The organism is Acinetobacter pecorum (genome assembly GCF_014837015.1).
In the GTDB taxonomy this organism is placed as follows: Bacteria; Pseudomonadota; Gammaproteobacteria; order Pseudomonadales; family Moraxellaceae; genus Acinetobacter; species Acinetobacter pecorum.
On the sequence record NZ_JACSPT010000001.1, the window covers coordinates 53,981 to 74,725 of the forward strand.

The window sequence follows — 20,745 nt, forward strand, 5'->3', positions numbered from 1 at the left end:
ATCAGTAAAAGCCCTGTACTTTGCCAAGGTGATTGCTTTGGCAGGTACAGGGCTTTTTTGTACCTTATTTTAAGCTGCGTAGTCATGAAGACTTATAAATAAAAGCATTATGTGATTGCTTAAGGTTTCAGCCCGACTCATAATTTTAAGGCTGATAGATAAAGTGGCTTAAGTTTCTATTCAGTCATAGAGCAATTAAAATAGTGAATAGAGAATAGTTTTAATGAAAATTTATTATTTTTATCAGCGTCTTTCAGATCATTATCTTTCTGTACAAAAAGAACGCATTACAGATGCTGAAACTCAACTTGAATTTATCTGGATTGATTGCACCCGCATAGATGTTGTAAATCGTGTAGAAACTTGGCAAAAAGAAATATATCAACATGCTCATATGTCTTTAAATGAATTTCATGTAAAAGATATTTTAAATTTAGAGCATCCCTGTTCATTTGATACGATGGATGATTATAACTTGCTGATTTTCCGTAAGCTCATTACTCCGGATGATGAGATAGGGACGACAGATGAACAGCATGAACAAATGTTTGGTCTGGCTACCACACCTGTCAGTTTTATTATCACGCCGCAAGTTCTGGTTACGGTACGTGAACAAGGAAATAAAGTCCTACAAAACTATATTTCCCGGATTGAGCTAAATTTTATTCATTCTAACAGGGAACAGAATAAGTCACGTAAACTTCCAGCTTCACCTTTTGATTTGTCCTTGCGCCTACTAAACAGCATGGTGGATGGTTATCTGGATTTGCGTGTACCGCTGACCCGACGGGTTGGATTCTGGCAGCAAGAATTATTGCAAGGGCGTCGCCGATTTAAGAAATGGGATCAGTTATTACAAGAAAGCATCTCGTTTCAGCAGGTTGAAGATTTATGTGAAGAGCAGATTGATACTCTACAAGAATTCAGGGATGAAATTATAGATAATTACCCACATGCGAAAGGTAAGAAAAAGTCTGAACGACTGGATATATTGCTAGTCCGTATCAATGATTTGATCAGTCATGTGGAGCGAATTCAGAAACATATTGTTCGTCTGCGTGCTTCGATCCAAGCTACTATAGATTTACATTTTTCTGCAATCGCCAACCAAACCAATGAAAACATGCGTATATTGGCCATTATCACGGCCATCTTCGCACCTTTGAGCTTGTTAACCGGTATTTATGGGATGAATTTTGAGTTTATTCCAGGTTTGAAATCTCCCACCGGATTTTGGATGATGCTAATCGTCATGGGTATTACGACCATATTATTAATTTATTATTTTTATCGCAGACACTTGGTGGGTTTGGGCGAGAAAAGCGTGATTGATCTGTTAGCACAGCAAAATAAAGATCAACACATCAACCTGCTCTGGTTGCTGGACTATAAGCCCATCAGGCAGTCTGTCAAAAAAACCGTAGAAAAAGTCGAAAAACTGACCAAATTAAAATAAAAACAGTGATATCTTTTTTATATACAAAGATAACATTTTTAAGCATAGCCAAGCGGATTCAAACGTTACGCACAATGTGCAGAATGATCCTAGCTTGGCTTGCCTGGCTCCTACTTAAGACAAGTTTCCTGCCTCAGCCGTTTGCGTCAGTATTTTATATATTTCATCTTTTATTTTTAACTTCTTACGCTTAATCAGTTCAATATCACTATTGATCTGATTTACTGGATCCAGTTCCAGCTGAGTGATTTGCTTGTCCAGTTCACTATGCTCCTCAAATAACTTAGCAAAGTGTGGATCTTCCTCCCGAAGCTGGACAATTAAATCGCGATATTCGGGGAACATATATTTGATTTTCTTATTACAATCTTTGGTTTTCATAGTAACTCTAATACTCTCATTTTAAAATTAAATAGATAGCTCTGAGCTACCGCAAAAGCATGCAGATAGACAGAGCATTAGAGGATTTACTTGAGTTGCAAATGTTTAACCTCACGGCGTAACTCTTGCACTTCATCGATCAAATCCAGCATCATGGCAACTGCAGTAAACGAAGCATCGAAATCGCGTTGCAGACGGTAGGCGCGTTGTGCGCGTGAGATATCTTCACCCAGGAAGATACTGTGCTGGGTTTTGGAACGGTCCGGCAATATTCCATATTCAATCAGTTGCATGACCCATTCCGGGCTTTGTCCGCATGCTTCGGCAAAGTGAGCCAGGTCAAATGAACGATCATCCACAATTTCCGATGGAATATAACCGTGTGAAAAACTTTCTTGGTATTGAATCGTAGTCATGGATCTACTCCTTAAACCGCCTAACTATGCAAAATGAAAGGAAAATTACGGTGCTGGTATAAAGCACCATCTTTTTCCTGATCTGCATATTTGGCATGATGATTCAGCTGATCATAAATGCAGAGAGAATATACGGGAGCATGCAATGATGCGGCCTCTCTGACCAAATCTGCTTCAGTAGCATCTAAATACAAAAGGATGGAGGCTGAACCTGTTTTTATAGTTTTATATTCGATCAGCAGGGCACGTATATTGACAAAGCTGCGATGAACAGGTGGCACCAAATGAGGATGACATAACAGCCCGAAAGGCAGAATTGATGTTGAACGAGGCTGAAGATTGATCATCATATATACATGAATAAAAAATAACCGTCTTCAATCCATTATTATAATTTTCCGCCCTAGGAAACAGTTTTTATTTGTACCTTCTTGTTTCAAATCATGACAAAGTAAAAAGCCCCTGAAAACAGGGGCTTTAAAATCTATATTTTAAATTAATATTTTACCCAGGTTACACTGCGTCCGATCACTGATACGCCGACGTAACCACGTAAGGTCAGACGTTTACCATTCGTGCTTAAGCGTGCTTTACCTTTGTATACTTTGCCGCTGATCGGATCGAGCACTTTGCCATCATGGTATTCACGCGGTTTTTTTGGATCTGCTTTAAAATCCCAGATAAATGGCAAACCTAGGAAAGGCTTGTTCTTGAGCTGACCTGGACACTTATGGCAGATCCCCATTTTTTCTGCACCTGGCAGGCTGCGTGTTTCAACAATAATTCCTTCATAGCTACCATCCGCTTTCTTGCGAATTTCTACATCTGCACGGGAATAGCCAGATTGATCATCAATGGTTTTCCATTTACCCACTAGCGGATCTTCATAGGCAAAGGCCAAACTTGAAACTACGGCCAAACTCATCCCCATTACTAGAGTATTCAATAATTTCTTCATAACATGCCTGTTGGTAAGATAATCTATTCGTTTTAGAATTATTGCTCTAATTTATTTTAAAAGTGTAATTAAATCAAGAAAATAAAATGTGATTATTTTCTCTTAAATTTTCTGAAAATGAGAAATGTTAGGCTTTTATTGATGTGAATAATATCGCAATTTAAGTAGAGGTCTGGGGTGAGATTTACCAGAGAGTGAAACTTAAGGCAGGGGCGAATTTTCTACTGTAAGGACATACTTTTTTCTATTCTTCAGCGTTGTAGAAATTCAAATGGAAAAAAAGCATTCCTGAAGAATGCTTTTTAAAACAGAGAAGTAGGGTTGGTTAGCTCAGATGCTCACCGAAAAGACCTAAAGCTTCTTCAGCCGTAAACGTATACTGGCTATTACAGAACTGACAGTCCATCTCGATCGGATTCTGGAATTCCAGTGTTTCACGGATCGACTCTATACCGATTTGCTGCAAGGCAACGGCACAACGCTCTTTAGAGCAGGTACAGCCAAACTTCAACACTTCCGTATCTGGCAGACGCACTTCTTCTTCATTATATAAACGATATAGAATATCAGTAGCTTGTAACCCAACCAGTTCTTCAGCCTTCAAGGTTTCTGTAAGCATGGTCAGACGTGGCCACAGATCTTCATCTACACGACGCTGTTCTTCTTCACTATTACGCGGTAACAGCTGAATCAGTAAACCGCCCGCACGCTGCTGGTCACTTGCCAGTACGATGCGCGTCGGAATCTGTGCCGAAAGATCGTAATACTGCATCAGACAGCCCGCCAGGTTTTCTTTATCAAGGGGTACGATACCCTGATAGCGTTCACCCATTTCTGGTTCGATATTGATGAACAGAACCGGAGAGTTTAGTGCCTTCAAAACCGTACTGCTGTCTTCGCCCACCAGAAAGTGTGGGTCTTCTTCATAATCCGCCAAAGCGCGAACTTCACCCAAATGGTTGCATTCCGCCATGGCCCATTTAAATGTACCTGCTGCCTGAATTTGCAGGCTGATACGGCCTTTAATTTTCAATGTGCTGGCCAGCAGGGCAGTGGCACTGAGCATTTCACCTAACAGGATTTTAACTGCAGGTGCATAGTCACGTTGCGCTAAAATAGTTTGTAAAGCTTCTTCAAGATGCACCACTTCACCACGAACAGGGCTATCTTCAATAAAAAAGCGTTGGCGTAAATCAGACATAAAATTCTCCATAACCCTGTTTTAATGGTGTCATTATTGTAAAACACAAGTTATGACAGATCATCCCTTAACATATCAATTGTTACGCTGTTTGTATCTGGTTGCTGCGACGTCTCTGGTGTTTGCGCTTTATAGCGTTGATCTTGAGCAAATAGATACTCCAGTTCAGCCAAACTGTTCCGGTAGTTTTTATCTGTTGAATGTTGTTCTGGATCCAGATCATACTGGCTGCTTAAAAGCTGTTCATCCTGTTCACGGAAGTTTTGGATCTGTAACTGGCTGTCTTTGGGGTTAGTATTAAGCTGGTCTAATAAGGCGTGACTCAGTTCTAATGCAGAAAGGTAGGTTTCACGCCAGATGTGTTGCACGCCCAAATCCTGTAATAACTGCACATGATGCCGGTCACGGGCGCGAACCCATAAACTGATTTCAGGATAATTCAGCCGCAGATGCCGCAGGATCAACATTGAGTCTTCAATATCATCAATGGCGACAATGACCTGTTGCACCGTGGCAACCCCTGCCTGCATCAAGGCTGCCGGTTCTGTCGCATCTGCCTGATAGAAAGGGATATCGTACTGCGCCAGAAGCTCAGTGGCTGGCACAGTGCTGTCCATGACACTAAATGCATGCTGCTGTTGCAGTAAAATCCGGGCAATGATCTGTCCGAAGCGGCCAAAGCCAATCAGCAGGATTGGCGTATGAGCTTGAGGATTAATATCAGTTTCAAAAGTCGCTGCCAGATGATTGTGGCGATCCAGACGCGGTAAGATCTGACTGTGTAATAACCAATAAAATGCGGGGGCCAGCAGCAAGGAAAAACTCACCATCCACAGCAAGGGAGAGAGCAGATCACCCCTAATAATCTGGTCGGATACTGCAATCATCAGTGCCAGTAAGGCAAATTCACCGCCCTGTGCCAAGCTGCCAGCCAGCAGGGTAGTATTGCGCCAGCTATTTTGATAATAGCGTGCCAATACCAAAGTAACAGTAAACTTGATCAAGATTAAAGCCAAAGTTCCGCCCAGAATCATCCAGGGAAAATCCAGCAGATCAGGTAAGTGCAATGACATGCCAAAGCTGATAAAGGCCAGGCCCATCAACAGGCCTTGAAAAGGCCGAATCGTACTTTCTACCGCAGGCCTGAAATCTGAATCTGCCAGTAAAATTCCGGCAAACAAGGCTCCCAGGAATAGATTTATCCCGAGGGTATTCATTAATACCAATAATGCCAAGATCACTGTAACTGTCACAATGACATGTAATTCATGACCGCCGCTTTTGGCAATCCAGCGATACAACGGCTGCATCAGATAGCGGTTACACAGGAACAGACCGCTTAACGTCGCGATGATCGCAGCAAAGTAGGCCACGCCATGTTCAGTGGATCGAATCCCGGCAAATAAGGGAATGGCTGCAATCACCAGAATGGCCAACAGGGCATGAACCAGCAGAATCGAATAGGTCTGTTGACCATAACTGGTGGCAAACTGTTGCTGGTTGTTCAACTGTTGAATGACCAGTGTCATGGCAGACAAACTGCCGGCAAGCCCAATCACGATGCTAGCAAGCAGACTTTGCTGCAAAAAGGTCCATGCCATCAAACTGAAAATCAGCGCGCTGGTCAGTACTTGTAAAGTTGCCATCATCCATAGGGTGGGGTGGATCTGGAGGATGCGTTGTGGTCTGAGTTGCAGGCCGATCCAGAACATGAGCGCCATCAGGCTGACTTGCATGAAACTACGCATGACTTCGGGTGCCTGAATCAGATGCAAAAGGCCTGGACTCAAGATAATTCCTGTTAACAGATAGCCCAGCACACTTGGCAACCTGAGCCTTTTACTCAGTGGCACCATCAACAGTGCAATGACCAGAACCAGTGTGATTTGTAACAGTATCGACATTTTCCTGCCCTAAATTTATGCTTGATCCAGACTCGCAGTTTCGTATTCTAGAGCGACCCTCAGGCGCAATATCTCTTAGCTCAGTTCCTGAGGGTCTATGTCCAGCGTGAGCTTCATGCTGGAAGGCTTGTCCTGCAGCATGTTTTGCCACCAGCTGCGCATATAGTAATGCAGACGTGGACGATCTGCTGACAATAGCACCATATGTGACTGATAGCGTCCAGCCTTACGTTCCATTGGCGCAGGAATCGGTCCCCAGATGTCCAGCACCAGATCGGGATATTGCCTGAGAAGAGCTGCATGTTTCTGTAAGAATTCGGTATTTTGTGCCTGATCCTTGGATTCACAGCGAATCAGGATGGCATAACGATAGGGCGGCATCTGGGCAATCTGCCGTTCTTTTAAGGTTTGCTGGGCAAACACGCGATAATTTTCATTCACCAGCGTATTTAGTAGGGCATGATCAGGTCTGAGCGTCTGCAAATAGACATCGCCTTTGTGTTCACCACGTCCGGCCCGGCCTGCAACCTGCACGATCAATTGTGCAGTCCGTTCAGTAGCACGGAAATCAACACTGAGCAGACCGGAATCGATATCCAGAATCGCCACCAGCGTCACATAAGGAAAATGATGGCCTTTGGCCAGCATCTGGGTGCCGAGCAGAATTGCTGGTTCGCTTTTCTGAATCTTGTCATAGATTTTCTGCCAGCTGCCGACCCGACTGGTGGAATCGCGATCGACCCGAATCACCTCAAAATCCGGAAAGAGTTCATTCAGATGTTCTTCGACTTTGCCGGTGCCCATGCCCAGTGTAACCAGTTCCTGATGCTGACATTGCGGGCAGTGTTCCGGCATACGGTGAATGGTACCGCAATGATGACAATGCAGATGCTGATAAGGCTGACGGTGTACAGTGAAGTTGGCATCACAGTGCGGACATTGTGCCTGCCAGCCGCAACTGCCACAAAGCAGAACGGGGGCATAGCCACGGCGGTTTAAAAAAATCAGCACCTGTTCCTTTTTCTCCAGACGCTTTTTGATGTCCTGAATCAATTGCAGGCTAATCCCATGCTGCTTCTGTGCGACTTTTAAATCCAGAATATGGATTTTGGGCATCAAGGCCGTGCCGGCACGCTGGTTCAGCTCCAGCACCTGCATCTTGCCATGTTGCACCAGCGCATAACTGTCAATGCTTGGAGTGGCTGACCCTAAGATTACCGGACATTGCTGTAAATGGCCGCGGTACAGGGCGACATCTCGGGCATGATAGCGGAAGCCTTCCTGCTGTTTAAAGGACAGGTCATGTTCTTCATCCAGAATGATCAGGCCCAGATTCGGCATTGGCGTATAAATGGCGGAACGTGTACCCAGCACAATCGAGGCTTTGCCGGTTTCTGCCGACTGCCAGGCTTGTAGCCGTTTGGAATCATTCAGCCCGGAATGCAGCAGCGCAATATGGCAATGAAAACGGGACTGAAACCGGCTGATGGTTTGCGGCGTCAGGCCGATTTCCGGCACCAGCACCAGCACCTGTTTGCCCTGTTTCAGTACCTGCTCCATGATCTGCAAATACACTTCAGTTTTACCGCTGCCGGTCAGACCATCCAGTAAAAAAGCCTGATATTGATTGCGATATTTTAATACCTGTTCGACTGCATGTTTTTGTTCAGGATTGGCCGTTAGCGGCATCTGTGCCAGTTGCATCGGCTGCGGACTGAAATCTTGTAACTCCAGCACACAGGCGCAAATCTCTTTTTTCTCCAGTGCTTTTAAGGTCGCGGTTTCAATCCCGGCCATGTTGAGCACAGTTTCAGTGGTCCCGACCGGATGCAGTTTTAAAATCCGGTAGGCTTCCTGCTGCTTGTCTGAACGGCGTACTTTGGCCTCGGCATTAGTGTCCAGGAGCTTCCAGGTGCGAGCCAGCAGGTTATAAGGCTTGCCCTGACGCAGCAGGGTTGGCAGGGCACTGTGGACGACTTCACCGATCGGAAACTGATAATACTGTGCTGACCATGTCAACAAACTTAAAACTTTGCTATCTATAATGGCACGTTCATCGAGCAGTTCGGTCACAGCCTTAAGTTTAAAGCGCGGGTCGAGAGGAGTGTCTGCGGACAGTTTTTCGATAATCACCCCGACCAGATTCTGCCGGCCAAACGACACCAGTACACGTGCGCCAATCTGCGCCTGTTCAAATTGTTCTGCACTCATTGTGTAATCAAAACAATCAAATACATGCACAGGTACAGCAACGCGTACGCGATAAAGTGGACTTGAATCTGGGTGAGAATTTTGCATATCTTGGGGTGGAGATCCTGAAGAAATTTCGTCGTGCTTAAAGTTCGATTATGTTAGAGTGAGCAGATAATTTATATCAAAGAATATGAATGATTTGGGTGGTCTGACGCAACAGCGTTAAGCAAAATTTTGGAAAATTAGAGCATTACAATGCCTGCATATCAGTTTATTGCGCTTGATGCTTCAGGGAAGCAGCAAAAAGGCGTGCTGGAAGGGGATTCTGCGCGTCAGATCCGGCAACAATTACGGGATAAAGCGCTTATTCCAGTCTCTGTCGATCCTGTAGAGAAAAAAGACCGGCATTATCGACGAAAATGGTTTGAAAAAAGCCTCACCGCCTATGATCTGGCTCTGATGACCCGGCAATTATCCGTACTGGTCGCCGCCGCAATTCCACTGGAAGAAGCGATTCGCGCCGTCGGCAAGCAAAGTGAAAAAGTACATGTGCAAAACCTGCTGATGTCAGTGCGCTCAAAAGTGCTGGAAGGGCATAGTCTGGCGCAAGGCTTGCAGCAATCGGGACGGTTTCCCGAGCTGTATATTGCCACGATTGCGGCCGGTGAGCGTTCCGGGCATCTGGATCTGATTCTGGACCAACTGGCAGACTATACCGAAAATCGTTTCGCCATGCAGAAAAAAATTCAAGGTGCAATGATCTATCCGATTATCCTGATGCTGATGTCCTTTGCAATCGTGATGGGACTGATGACCTATGTGGTGCCGGATATCGTCAAGACCTTTGACCAGAGTAAAGATGCCCTGCCCTGGATTACCGTGGCCTTGATGAAAGCCAGTGATTTTATCCGCCTTGCCTGGCCATTTTTATTGATCGGTGGAGCCTTGGGGATTTTCCTGTTGGTCCGGTTTTTAAGAACCACCGCCGGGCATTATGCCTTTGACCGTCTGACTTTAAAGCTGCCGCTATTTGGGAAACTATCACGCGGGATTAATGCCGCGCGTTTTGCCAGTACCTTATCCATTTTGACCCAGTCTGGCGTGCCGCTAGTCGATGCATTGCGCATTGGAGCTGCGGTCAGCAATAACTGGGTAATCCGTGATGCGGTGAATCTGGCTGCTGAAAAAGTGACCGAAGGCGGTAACTTGGCAACCCAACTGGAACGCAGTGGTTATTTCCCGCCGATGATGGTACAAATGATCAGAAGTGGCGAGGCATCCGGTGAACTCGACCGAATGCTGGAGCGTGCTTCACAGATGCAGGATCGTGAAGTGACCACCCTGATTTCAACTTTACTGGCTTTGCTGGAACCTTTAATGCTGGTTCTGATGGCCAGTATTGTTCTGGTCATTGTGATAGCAGTAATGCTGCCAATTGTGAATATGAATAATATGATTTAAACAGTAACCAGTTAGAATTTTGCTGTGATCAAGATTCAAGTGGTCTGAATAATGCAAATGAATGAGAGAGAGTGAATGAAAAGGAAACAATTAAATAAACAGGCAGGCTTTACCTTAATCGAAGTCATGGTGGTGATTGTTATTCTTGGTGTGCTGGCTGCGCTGATCGTTCCGAACGTGATGGGGCGCGGTGAAAAAGCCAAAGTAGATACCACCGTGATCAAGTTGCAGAGTATTGCAGGTTCACTGGATCAATATAAGCTCGACAATGGTAAATATCCAAGCATGCAGGAAGGTGGTCTGGATGCACTGGTGAACCAGCCAGCGACTGCAAAAAACTGGATGCCGGGTGGTTATGTCAAAGGCGGTTTTCCAAAAGACAGCTGGGATAATGAACTGCAATATGTGATTCCGGGTACCGATGGTCGAAGCTTCGATCTGTATTCATTTGGGGCAGATGGTCAAGCGGGCGGTGAAGGAACAGATGCCGATATTTATTATCAGCCATAATCGAGAATCATTCTAAATTCTCACTGAATGGAATATATCACTTCACTTCATAGCTTATTTTTGTGTTAAGTGAAGTGATAATAGGTATTAATTATAAAATATAATATAAGTTTTTGAAAATTATATAAATTAAATAATAGAAACGATATGCGAGTTATAATAAGAATTATTCCCATGTTTATCTATTACAATTCTCGTAAGATATGAATAAAGCTACACTTTCTATTTATTTGAAAAAGCTCATAATGCTCTGAAAGGCACCTGGCTCGCCAACGGAGAAACATATGAAAGCATTTATCTTGAAAGATGAAATCAACCAATTTCACTGGTTGATGCTGAAATCTGTTCTTCTGGTTTTAAGCATGTTGCCGGTCAGTCAGGGAATCGTTCATTTATGGCAGAGCACCGAAGGTAGCAGCCAGATTATGGTGGCTTTCTTTGCCATCAGTTTGATGAGTAGTTTAATGGCTCTATGTTTCTGGTCAGCATTAAATGCGAGTGTTATTCGCATTCAGGCCGAGCAAAGCTCAGCATTTGAACAGGCTGTAGTTCATATTTATCGTCATGTACCGATGCTGTCTTTAGCCAGCATGCTCTGTTATCTGGCAGTACAGTTTTAAATTTTTGAAAGCAATAAAAAACCGAGGCTTTGACCTCGGTTTTTTATTTCCTTGAGTGTTCCTCCCTTTATTAACGGCAGCTTAGGAGAGGTTGATAAGATACTATATTCATGATTCAGGAATCCCCTAAATCCCCCTTTGTAAAATGGGGACTTGAAGAAATTACCGTCTAGATTTAAAGCTGACATCCACTTTACGTGGACGGAAGCGCCAGCCCACTAGCAAGAGTAGAACCGAGAAGATCAGGACCGGCCAGTCGCTGAGTTTCATATACGGGGTTACGCCCTGCATGGCTGGAAGTTCACCACGTAATACCACTTCCTGATCCATCGGGGCTTTTTTCACGATATGACCATTGTGATCAATAAACGCAGTCACACCAGTATTGGTGGCACGGATAAACCAGCGGCCATTTTCTTTGGCACGCATTTGCACCATCTGCAGATGCTGTAGCGGCCCTGCTGTACCGGTAAACCAGGCATCATTAGATACGGTTACCAGAAAATCACTCTGGCTGGCATTACGGCGGGTCAAATTAGGATAAGCCACCTCATAGCAAATCGCAGAACCCAAAGGATGATTTTTTACATTCAACGGTTCTTGATGATCTGTACCCCGAGTAAAACCACTCATGGACGGATCATTCTGTAAACCCGGCAATACCCAGCTTAACCAGCCTGACAAGGGAATATATTCACCAAACGGAACCAGACGCTGTTTCTTGTACAGCCCATCCGATTCATCTCCGCTCGCCATAATGCTGTTGTAATATTTTGGATAGCCCGCAGTCTGAGATTCGGCCAAATCCCAATACGGAATGCCGGTCACCCAGGCCGTTCCGGATTTTTCAGCCTGGACTTTCATGGCTTCCAGAAAGGCTTCAATATCAGTCTGGAACATGGGAATCGAAGATTCTGGCCAGACGATCAGATCTCGGCCCCATTCTGTTTTGCTCAGATTGGCATAAATCAGTAAGGTCTTTACCTGATATTCTGTCAGCCATTTCAGGTCCTGCGGAATATTGCCCTGAATCAGGGAAACAGTTAAAGGCTTTTGATTTTTCTGCTCAACAAACGTCAGCTGTGCTGCACCCCAGGCACCGAGTAACAAGATGGCTGAAGGAATCGCCCAGAACAGGCGTCTATTAAGGATTTCAACCAGCGCACAGGCCAGAATGATCACCACAAAAGAAACCCCGAATACGCCGAATAAGGGCGCATAGGCATCTAGGTAGCGTTCGGTAAAGGCATAACCAGCAAACAGCCATGGGAACCCGGTAAATACCCAGGTCTTGGCCCATTCAAACAGTACCCAGAGCGGGGCAAAGGTTAAAGGGGTTTCCGGGAAAAAGCGCCGGTAAACAAAACATTGAACAGCACTAAACAGACCCATCACCAACGCCATGATCAGGATCATCACAATGCTCAGAAAGGCACTGGTATCGCCATAGACATGGATGGAGGTATAGAGCCAGAAAGCACCCACAAACCACAAGCCGATCCCGTAAGCCCAGCCAATACCAAAGGCCTGTTTTGCACTACGTCCACGCAAGCAGGCATAGAGCAGGGCCGGAGACAGAATGGCTAGCCACCAGTAATGATAGGGAGCCAGTGCCAAGCTGAAGATGGCACCTGCAAATAAGGCAATTAAGACAGGATAGATCAGCGGCAAGGTTTTCTGCCGCTGAGAAGAACTCAACAGCTTATCGAAATACGCTCTCATTGGCGCACGGCTCGAATCAGGTGAATAGAACGCGAATCTGCCTCAAGAATGGTAAACTGCCAGTTTTCCAGTTCAATGGTCTGACCTTCAAGATCATTCACCAGACCAATTTCCTGTAATAACAAGCCGCCCATGGTTTCCACTTCATCATCAGGGAAATTCGTATCCAGCATATTATTGAAATACTCGATCGGAGTCAGGGCCTGGACTATCCAGGTATTGGCGGTAGTCGGGTCGTTATCCGGAACAATGTACTGTGCTTCTTCATCGATATTGTCATGTTCATCTTCAATTTCACCGACAATCTCTTCCAGAATATCTTCCAGTGTCACCAGACCCGAAGTCGTACCGTATTCATCAATCACTACGGCAATATGTGTCTGGGTGTTTTTCAGCATGCGCAGTACCTGATCGGAACGGGCACTTTCTGGAACAAACAAAGGCTGGCGCATGAGCGCGCGAATATCGACTTTGGTGGTCGGCTCGGTCAGAAAAGGCAATAAATCCTTGGCCAGCAGAATTCCGACTACATTGTCGGTCTGATCGGATGAGAATACCGGAAAGCGTGAATGTGCAGACTCGACCAGCACATGCAGGATATCCAGTAGTTGGTCATCTTCCTGCAAGCTGATCATGGACGTACGGGGCGTCATGACTTCACGAATTTTGGTTGCCGGGAGGTCAAGTACACCCTCAAGCATGGCAACAGTATCGGGTTCTAAAAATCGACGTGAATCTTGTACTAATTTTAGCAGTTCGTCGCGAGTTTCGGGTGCAGTTCCCAGCCATTTGCGTAAACCGCGCATACCCCACGACGGGCCTGATTCCTCGTGCATGATTTTTCCTGAAGACTCTTAATATCTAAAAAAACGTGGTTTTATCATACCGCAGAAAATACGCTTGTCTATTGTAAATATGATGTGCAGTCTTGATCGCGTAAGTCAGTGCCGATTTTAAACCTGGACCTATATCCAAAGCAGTCCTGTAATCACAGGTTTATGTTAAAATATGATGTCTTTTCATCCTGAGTGTTTCGATGTCCTTCACTGAAATTATTCCAAGCCTGCAATTGAATACCCGAGGTTTACGTTGTCCTGAGCCGGTAATGATGTTGCATCAGGCGATCCGTAAATCCAAAGCTGGCGACGTGGTTGAGGTGTTTGCCACGGATAATTCAACGTCTTGGGATATTCCAAAGTTCTGTATGCATCTGGGGCATGAATTGCTATTGCAGGAAGAGCGACTGGATGAAAATGGCAATAAAGAATTTCATTATTTAGTGAAAAAAGGCGGCTAAATCTGCCAAAAATTTATGCATTTCGTGTACTGATAATTTTGAATTGATCTTGAAAATAAACCCGCTCTGAGGCGGGTTTATTTTATTTTGATTTATAACTTACATATTCGGGTAATTCGGACCACCACCACCTTCCGGTGTCACCCAGGTGATGTTCTGGGACGGATCCTTGATATCACAGGTCTTGCAGTGCACACAGTTGGCTGCATTGATCTGGAAACGCTTGGAACCGTCATTATTTTCCATGATTTCATACACCCCCGCTGGGCAGTAACGCTGTGCAGGCTCATCCCATTTCGGCAGGTTCACTTCAACCGGGATGGATGGATCAGTTAGTTTCAAATGCGAAGGCTGGTTTTCTTCATGGACCGTGTTCGACACAAACACTGAAGACAGACGGTCAAAAGTCAGCTTGCCATCCGGTTTTGGATAGGTCGGCTTGAAGTTCACTGCATCGACAGTTTTTAATGCCTTGAAGTCAGGCAGCAGATCATGCAGGGTGAACGGCACTTTAAACACGTTCTGGTCGATGAAGTTGAATGCACCACCCATCCATTGACCGAACTTGTGCATCGCCGGGCCAAAGTTACGCGAGCTGTACAGCTCCTCTTTCAGCCAGCTATGGTTGAACTTGTCGGTATACGCGGTCAATTCTTTCACAAAGAAATCTTCGCCTTCTACAACACGTGCAACTGCCAGATCACCACCTTTTTCTACACCGGCAGCAATCGCTTCAAATACCGCTTCACCGCAGAGCATGCCGGATTTCATTGCCGTATGAGAGCCCTTGATCTTGGCGAAGTTCAGGAAGCCGGCATCATCCCCAATTAACGAGCCACCGGGGAAGGTGAATTTTGGCAGTGAGTTAAAACCACCTTTGGTCACGGCACGGGCACCATAAGAAATACGCTTGCCGCCTTCCAGATACTGCTTGATCAGTGGATGGGTTTTCCAGCGCTGCATTTCCATGAACGGATACATATGCGGGTTTTCATAAGAAAGATCCACGATCATGCCCAGGGTCACCTGGTTGTTTTCAGCATGGTACAACCACCAGCCCCCTGAAGAACCGGTTTCATTCAATGGCCAGCCAGCACCGTGCATCACCAGACCCGGTTTATGTTTGGCCGGATCAATTTCCCAAAGCTCTTTAATGCCAATGCCGTAATGCTGCGGATCGGCATCCTTGTCCAGGTTGAATTTCTGGATCAGGCGTTTACCCAAATGACCACGGCAACCTTCTGCAAATAACGTGTATTTGGCATGCAGTTCATAACCCGGGGTAAAGTTATGCGTCGGTTCGCCATCTTTACCAATACCCATGTCACCGGTCTGGATGCCTTTTACCGTGCCATCTTCATGGTACAGAATTTCTGAGGCGGCAAAGCCCGGGAAGATTGACACTTCCAGTTCTTCAGCTTTCTGGCCTAACCAGCGCACCACGTTGCCGAGCGAGATGACATAGTTGCCATCATTATGCATGGTTTTTGGCACCATCCAGTGCGGTGCTTCCTGTGATTTTTCATCTGACAGCAGGAAGAAGGTTTTATCTTCAGTCACCGGGACATTCAGCGGGGCACCCTGTTCTTTCCAGTCCGGGAACAATTCGTTCATGGCACGCGGTTCAAGCACAGCACCGGAAAGAATATGCGCACCGACTTCGGAGCCTTTTTCTACGACACAAACGGACAGATCGTTTAAGTTGTTTTCAATTGCAAGTTGACGGATTTTGATCGCAGCAGAAAGACCCGCAGGGCCTGCGCCTACGATGACGACGTCAAACTCCATCGATTCACGTTCGATGTGTTCCATGTAGGACTCCTCATATTACTATTCGGTGGCAACCATAATCATATGATTGGGTGCTGCCATAAGTGTTCTTGGTTCCTAGACACAAAAGTACTGGTGTCTTTGATAATCTGGGCTAGTATAGTTTTAAACCCAGTTTTAGCCAATTGGCTGAAACATATTATTTTTCCGTCATTAAGGTCTTCTTTTATGGATAAGCCAGTAGCCAGCACAAATCCGACGAAAAAAGTAACTTCTTCCGATGATAAAAATTTAATGGATATCGCACAATACTTAAAAGATGCACAGGGCAGTCACAAAAGGTCAATACCCCCTTTGGAGCAATGGCAGCCAAAGTATTGTGGCACAATGGATCTCAAGGTTTTAGCCAATGGAGAATGGTGGCACGAAGGTCAATTGATCAAGCGTCAGCCCATGATTGACCTATTTGCAACGGTGCTCTGGAAAGAAAACGATAAATTCTATCTAAAAACACCGGTAGAAATGATTGAAATTGAAGTTGAAGATGAACCTTTATTTGTCAATCAGGTCGATCGGGTTGAGATCAATGGAGTGAACTATCTGCAACTGGGCACGACTACCCAAGACCTGATTATTGTCGATGCCGAACATCCGATCTTTATGCGTGAATACAAAGGTGAGTTGCGGCCTTATGTGCATGTGCGTTTCGGGATTAATGCCCTGATTCAGCGTGCGGCATTTTTACATCTGGTCGAGATGGGAGAGCTTGGGGAAAATCCGGCAGGTGAAACCGTTTTAAGTTTGAAAAGTGGCGATTTAGACTTGCATTTGAGCACCTGAGGTTTAAGCTTGTTCGCTAGAATTTTAGCAACAAGCCCCCTGCAACGTTATGAGCGCTATTCAACCAATTTCCAAGCTATTGGACCCGATGCCTAATGCCACGGCAGATGCCCCGATTGGTATTTTTGACTCAGGCGTAGGCGGCTTGTCGGTCGCCCTAGAAATTGCCCGGTATTTACCCAATGAGCGCTTTGTCTATTATGCAGATACTGCCCATGTTCCTTATGGGCCGAGAGAGGATCAGGAGATCCGCACCCTGACGGCTCAGGCGATTGAATGGCTGTATCGTCAGGGTTGTAAAGTTGCAGTGGTGGCTTGCAATACCGCTTCCGCTTTTAGTCTGGATTATTTACGCGAGCATTATGGTGAAAACTTTCCGATTATCGGTTTGGTGCCCGCACTTAAGCCGGCCGTCCTGAATACCCAGTCAAAAACGGTTGCAGTACTGGCTACACCTGCAACCTTCCGCGGCCAGCTGATTAAAGATGTGATTACCCGTTTTGCCGAACCTGCTCAAGTCAAAGTCCTGCCGGTCACCAGTCTGGAGCTGGTGCCTTTTGTGGAGGCCGGAGAGCAGATGAGTGAAGCCTGCTTGCAGACATTAAAAGAGATTTTACAACCTGTTATAGATCAAGGCGCTGACTATTTAGTGCTTGGATGTACACATTACCCCTTCCTAAAATCGTCAATTCAGTATATTTTTGGTCAAAAGCTGACATTAATTGACTCAGGATTCGCAGTTGCAAGACAAACAGCCCGAATTTTAATTAAAAATGGGTTATTATTTGAGCATAAGTCTGGCAAAAGTGTAACGATTGAACTGGTGGTGAGTGGGCAGAATGCTGAACAGCTCCGACCGATTTTGCAGCACCTGATTCCAGCCGATATAAAATGGCAGGTCAGTAACATGAGTGCAGTCTAAAGCTCATTTTTATAATTTAAAAAGAACTATATTTTTTAATTGGGGTGGCCATATTGCGTAAGGAAACATGTACTTATGCATGTTTACGCAAATGTACAGGAGAAGAGGATAGCCCATGCTGGATAAACGATACCAAGTGTTCATCTCAACCTCTGGGGCAGAAATGCAACCGGAGCGTATCATTTTGTCTCAAACACTGGTGGGAATGGGATTTTTCTCGTGGGGGCTGGAACAGCGTACACCGCTGAATACTGCATTTGCACGCCGCCAGATTGATGACTGTGATTATGTCGTGATTTTACTGGGTAGCCAATACGGGGAGCAGTCAGTTTCGGGCGTCGGCTATATGCATCTCGAATATATTTATGCAGTGACCAAGCAAAAGCCGATTATTATATTCATGCATGATGATCCGGCTTCACGTGAAAGTGCATTGCATGATGCCAAACCGGAATTAAAAGAAAAATTCAGGGAATTCCGTCAACTGCTACAGCAGGAAGTGGATCAGGTATTTACTTATCGCAGTTTGCGCGATCTGGAAATGGCAGTGCGTTTTAACATGCCACAGATGCTGGAGCGATATCCGGTAACCGGCTGGGTACGCCCGCAAAATACCCAAGCCCTGCATGATGAGATTGACCAGCTTAAAGCGAAAGTCGCGCAACTGGAACGTGATGGCGGAACAGCTCAGCTCGATCCATTCTTAAGCTTGCCCAAAGTGGCGATGCATGAAGTTTTTTCTTTTGAATACCGGATGCATGCCTATCAGGATGGTAACTTCAAGGAAATTAAAGTCCAGAAAAAACTCACCTGGGCACAATTATTGGCATTGCTGGGCTCAACCTTTGTCAATCCCACGCCTGAAGAGTTTTTCTCAAAGCGCATGAATGAATATCTGAATGAAACCGGCCTGCCGGATGCGCGGGTGCAGATGCCGCGAGCACATGCTGTCGCGCGTGCCCAGATGAATATCCGTGCCTTGCATAGCTTGAAAATTCAAATGCGCCAGAATGACTGGATTGTGCCATCCGGTCGTGATGACCGCCAGCGCATGCTGTGGCAGATCACGCCAAAAGCGCAAAAGTTGCTGGACAGCAGCTTGCTGGATTTAGATCGCACTTTTCAATATAAGTCAGCGTATTAATCCATATAAAGAATAAATAAAAAGCTGTTAAAGTACAGGGGTTGATATCCTGACGGACGAACTGAATGTATTCTACTGCTAAAGCGAAAGTGACGATTATATTGGCAAACTTGGGCACACCAGATGAGCCTACGATTCCTGCGGTACGCCGTTTTCTCAAGCAGTTTTTATCCGACCAGCGTGTGATTGAAATTCCCAAACCGATTTGGCAAATCATTCTGCGTTTATTCATTTTGCCCTTCCGTCCAAAGCGGGTTTCACAGGCCTATGCACAAGTATGGGGACAGGATTCACCGATGCGTGAAATTCTGTTTGAGCAGGTCAGCGCAGTCAAGACACATCTCACCCAGCTGTATCCACAGTTTGAACTGAATGTGGTACCCGCCATGACCTATGGCAATCCCAGCATTCAGGATGTCTTGGCACAAGTCTCCGCGCAGCCACAGGAACACGTGATTCTATTTCCCCTGTTTCCCCAATATTCAGCCACGTCGACTGCACCTTTATACGATGCAGTGGCGAAATGGGTGGTTCAACAGCGCAATTTACCCGGTTTGACAGTGATCCGGGATTATTATCAACATCCTTTATTTATCCAGTCGCTGGCTCAAAGTGTACGGGACTATCAGGCAATTCATGGTCAGCCAGAAAAATTGTTAATGTCTTTCCACGGCATTCCACAGCCCTATGCCGATAAAGGTGATCCTTATGCCGACCGTTGCCGCATCACGGGTAAATTGGTGGCGGAAGCACTGGGTTTAAATGAAGATCAATATGCGATCAGCTTCCAGTCGAGGTTTGGTAAACAGGAATGGATCAAGCCCTATACCGATGTTTTACTTGAAGATTGGGCCAAGCAGGGGGTGAAATCAATTCAAGTGATGAGTCCTGCATTTTCTGCGGACTGTCTGGAAACGCTTGAAGAGCTGGCAATAGAGAATGCCGAGACCTTTAAAGCAATGGGTGGCGAAAGCTATAGTTACATTCCGGCATTAAATAGCCGTGAAGATCATTTGCGATTGCTCAATAGCCTGCTTCAGGCTAATCTGGATGCATTGACACAGACACTTGCCCATTAACTTGCCCGAGGTTTTTCACCCCATGTTACAAGTCAAAATTGTTCCAGTTACTGCCTTTCAGCAAAACTGTTCGATCGTTTGGGATGCGGACACTAAAGAAGCCATTTTGATTGATGCAGGAGGGGAACCTGAAAAACTGAAAGCTGAAGTGGAAGCGCTGGGTTTAAAGGTTAAAGCCTTATGGCTCACTCATGGCCATCTGGATCATGCCGGGGCGGTGGGTGCATTAAAAAAGGCCTGGAATGTACCGGTAATCGGACCGCATAAGGAAGATGCATTCTGGCTTGACATGATTCAGGAAGTTTCGGCACGTTATGGTTTTCCGATTCCGGAAAAAGTCGAAGTGACTCAGTGGTTGGAAGGTGGTGAAGTTCTCACACTCGGCAATGAAGAATTTGAAGTGCGTTTTGCCCCCGGCCATACGCCGGGTCATGTTATGTTCTATAACAAAAATTATGCCTTGTTATGGACAGGTGATGTATTGTTCAAAGGCTCGATTGGCCGGACTGATTTCCCGCGTGGCAACCATCAGCAGCTATTAGATTCTATTCAGCGTGAATGTTTTAGCCTGCCGGATGAAACTCGATTTATTTCAGGACATGGGCCGATCAGTACCATTGGTTTTGAAAAGCAGCATAATCCTTTTGTTGCAGGTAAAGCGGGTTAAAACTTTGAGCCCGGGATTGATGAGCCAGCTTTATCAGTCCCGTTGAAAGGGCCCGCTATGTAACTGTCTTAATTCCAGCACAATCAGAATGGCTACCAGAATCAGTAAAAAACCAATTGTAATGATCAGAAGATCGAAAAGATAAATCCCAAAACTCAAACTGGCCAGACTGCAGCCGATAAATAGAAAAAATAGGATTTTTAA

General features: G+C 45.5%; 20 protein-coding genes. 10 read left to right on the top strand and 10 right to left on the bottom strand.

Features of this window, described 5'->3' with window-relative positions; all coding sequences use genetic code 11:
* The first annotated feature begins 223 nt into the window (after nucleotides 1–223).
* Nucleotides 224–1,456: a magnesium transporter CorA family protein gene (locus tag H9629_RS00210; RefSeq protein WP_191730321.1), complete on the top strand. Its 1,233-nt coding sequence runs from the start codon at nucleotides 224–226 to the stop codon at nucleotides 1,454–1,456.
* A gap of 114 nt (nucleotides 1,457–1,570) precedes the next feature.
* Here the strand turns inward: H9629_RS00210 and H9629_RS00215 are convergent, their stop codons facing one another.
* The 7 genes from H9629_RS00215 to H9629_RS00245 form a co-directional block, all read right to left on the bottom strand.
* Nucleotides 1,571–1,837: a YdcH family protein gene (locus tag H9629_RS00215; protein ID WP_064094940.1), complete on the bottom strand. Its 267-nt coding sequence runs from the start codon at nucleotides 1,835–1,837 to the stop codon at nucleotides 1,571–1,573.
* 86 nt (nucleotides 1,838–1,923) lie between these two features.
* Nucleotides 1,924–2,253 carry a chaperone modulator CbpM gene (locus H9629_RS00220; protein ID WP_064094939.1) on the bottom strand — a complete coding sequence of 110 codons (330 nt, stop codon included), beginning with the start codon at nucleotides 2,251–2,253 and terminating at the stop codon, nucleotides 1,924–1,926.
* Nucleotides 2,254–2,273: 20 nt separating this feature from the next.
* Nucleotides 2,274–2,603, bottom strand: a complete 330-nt coding sequence (locus H9629_RS00225; protein WP_191730322.1) for a hypothetical protein — start codon at nucleotides 2,601–2,603, stop codon at nucleotides 2,274–2,276.
* A 146-nt stretch (nucleotides 2,604–2,749) separates the two neighbouring features.
* On the bottom strand, nucleotides 2,750–3,211 hold the full coding sequence (locus tag H9629_RS00230; protein WP_064094937.1) for a DUF2147 domain-containing protein: 462 nt from the start codon (nucleotides 3,209–3,211) through the stop codon (nucleotides 2,750–2,752).
* A gap of 325 nt (nucleotides 3,212–3,536) precedes the next feature.
* Nucleotides 3,537–4,412, bottom strand: a complete 876-nt coding sequence (gene hslO, locus H9629_RS00235; protein WP_191730323.1) for an Hsp33 family molecular chaperone HslO — start codon at nucleotides 4,410–4,412, stop codon at nucleotides 3,537–3,539.
* Nucleotides 4,413–4,462: 50 nt separating this feature from the next.
* A complete protein-coding gene (locus tag H9629_RS00240) occupies nucleotides 4,463–6,316 on the bottom strand; it encodes a cation:proton antiporter domain-containing protein (RefSeq protein ID WP_191730324.1) in 1,854 nt (617 codons plus the stop codon).
* A 75-nt stretch (nucleotides 6,317–6,391) separates the two neighbouring features.
* The gene (locus H9629_RS00245; protein ID WP_191730325.1) at nucleotides 6,392–8,614 is read right to left on the bottom strand and encodes a primosomal protein N'; all 2,223 of its coding nucleotides are present in this window, start codon (nucleotides 8,612–8,614) and stop codon (nucleotides 6,392–6,394) included.
* A gap of 150 nt (nucleotides 8,615–8,764) precedes the next feature.
* Here H9629_RS00245 and gspF point away from each other — a divergent pair, with 150 nt between their 5' ends.
* The 3 genes from gspF (at nucleotide 8,765) to H9629_RS00260 (ending at nucleotide 11,100) form a co-directional block, all read left to right on the top strand.
* Nucleotides 8,765–9,970: a type II secretion system inner membrane protein GspF gene (gene gspF / locus H9629_RS00250; protein WP_064102193.1), complete on the top strand. Its 1,206-nt coding sequence runs from the start codon at nucleotides 8,765–8,767 to the stop codon at nucleotides 9,968–9,970.
* A 75-nt stretch (nucleotides 9,971–10,045) separates the two neighbouring features.
* A complete protein-coding gene (gene gspG / locus H9629_RS00255) occupies nucleotides 10,046–10,480 on the top strand; it encodes a type II secretion system major pseudopilin GspG (protein WP_191730326.1) in 435 nt (144 codons plus the stop codon).
* Nucleotides 10,481–10,764: 284 nt separating this feature from the next.
* The gene (locus H9629_RS00260) at nucleotides 10,765–11,100 is read left to right on the top strand and encodes a hypothetical protein (protein WP_064094931.1); all 336 of its coding nucleotides are present in this window, start codon (nucleotides 10,765–10,767) and stop codon (nucleotides 11,098–11,100) included.
* Nucleotides 11,101–11,262: 162 nt separating this feature from the next.
* On the opposite strand, the gene lnt is transcribed toward H9629_RS00260, so the two are convergent.
* Together lnt and H9629_RS00270 are read right to left on the bottom strand one after the other, a co-directional pair.
* Nucleotides 11,263–12,822 (bottom strand): apolipoprotein N-acyltransferase, encoded by a 1,560-nt coding sequence (lnt, locus tag H9629_RS00265; RefSeq protein ID WP_064102194.1) that lies wholly within the window; start codon nucleotides 12,820–12,822, stop codon nucleotides 11,263–11,265.
* Entirely contained in the window at nucleotides 12,819–13,658 is an 840-nt protein-coding gene (locus H9629_RS00270) for an HlyC/CorC family transporter (RefSeq protein ID WP_064094929.1), read from the bottom strand. The genes lnt and H9629_RS00270 overlap by 4 nt, the downstream gene beginning before the upstream one ends.
* Before the next feature lie 200 nt (nucleotides 13,659–13,858).
* On the opposite strand from H9629_RS00270, the gene tusA reads away from it, so the two are divergent.
* The gene (gene tusA / locus H9629_RS00275; RefSeq protein ID WP_064102195.1) at nucleotides 13,859–14,119 is read left to right on the top strand and encodes a sulfurtransferase TusA; all 261 of its coding nucleotides are present in this window, start codon (nucleotides 13,859–13,861) and stop codon (nucleotides 14,117–14,119) included.
* A gap of 99 nt (nucleotides 14,120–14,218) precedes the next feature.
* Here the strand turns inward: tusA and H9629_RS00280 are convergent, their stop codons facing one another.
* Nucleotides 14,219–15,931 (bottom strand): electron transfer flavoprotein-ubiquinone oxidoreductase, encoded by a 1,713-nt coding sequence (locus tag H9629_RS00280; protein ID WP_064094928.1) that lies wholly within the window; start codon nucleotides 15,929–15,931, stop codon nucleotides 14,219–14,221.
* 186 nt (nucleotides 15,932–16,117) lie between these two features.
* On the opposite strand from H9629_RS00280, the gene H9629_RS00285 reads away from it, so the two are divergent.
* The 5 genes from H9629_RS00285 to H9629_RS00305 all read left to right on the top strand — a co-directional run bounded on the left by H9629_RS00285 (nucleotide 16,118) and on the right by H9629_RS00305 (nucleotide 20,541).
* Complete coding sequence (locus H9629_RS00285; RefSeq protein ID WP_064102196.1) at nucleotides 16,118–16,729, top strand: DUF1285 domain-containing protein; 612 nt, start codon at nucleotides 16,118–16,120, stop codon at nucleotides 16,727–16,729.
* Between the two features lie 49 nt (nucleotides 16,730–16,778).
* Complete coding sequence (murI, locus tag H9629_RS00290; RefSeq protein ID WP_064094926.1) at nucleotides 16,779–17,651, top strand: glutamate racemase; 873 nt, start codon at nucleotides 16,779–16,781, stop codon at nucleotides 17,649–17,651.
* A 115-nt stretch (nucleotides 17,652–17,766) separates the two neighbouring features.
* Nucleotides 17,767–18,795 (top strand): DUF4062 domain-containing protein, encoded by a 1,029-nt coding sequence (locus H9629_RS00295; RefSeq protein ID WP_064102197.1) that lies wholly within the window; start codon nucleotides 17,767–17,769, stop codon nucleotides 18,793–18,795.
* A 65-nt stretch (nucleotides 18,796–18,860) separates the two neighbouring features.
* A complete protein-coding gene (gene hemH / locus H9629_RS00300) occupies nucleotides 18,861–19,874 on the top strand; it encodes a ferrochelatase (protein WP_064094924.1) in 1,014 nt (337 codons plus the stop codon).
* A 22-nt stretch (nucleotides 19,875–19,896) separates the two neighbouring features.
* Nucleotides 19,897–20,541: an MBL fold metallo-hydrolase gene (locus tag H9629_RS00305; protein WP_064102198.1), complete on the top strand. Its 645-nt coding sequence runs from the start codon at nucleotides 19,897–19,899 to the stop codon at nucleotides 20,539–20,541.
* Nucleotides 20,542–20,745 lie beyond the last annotated feature (204 nt).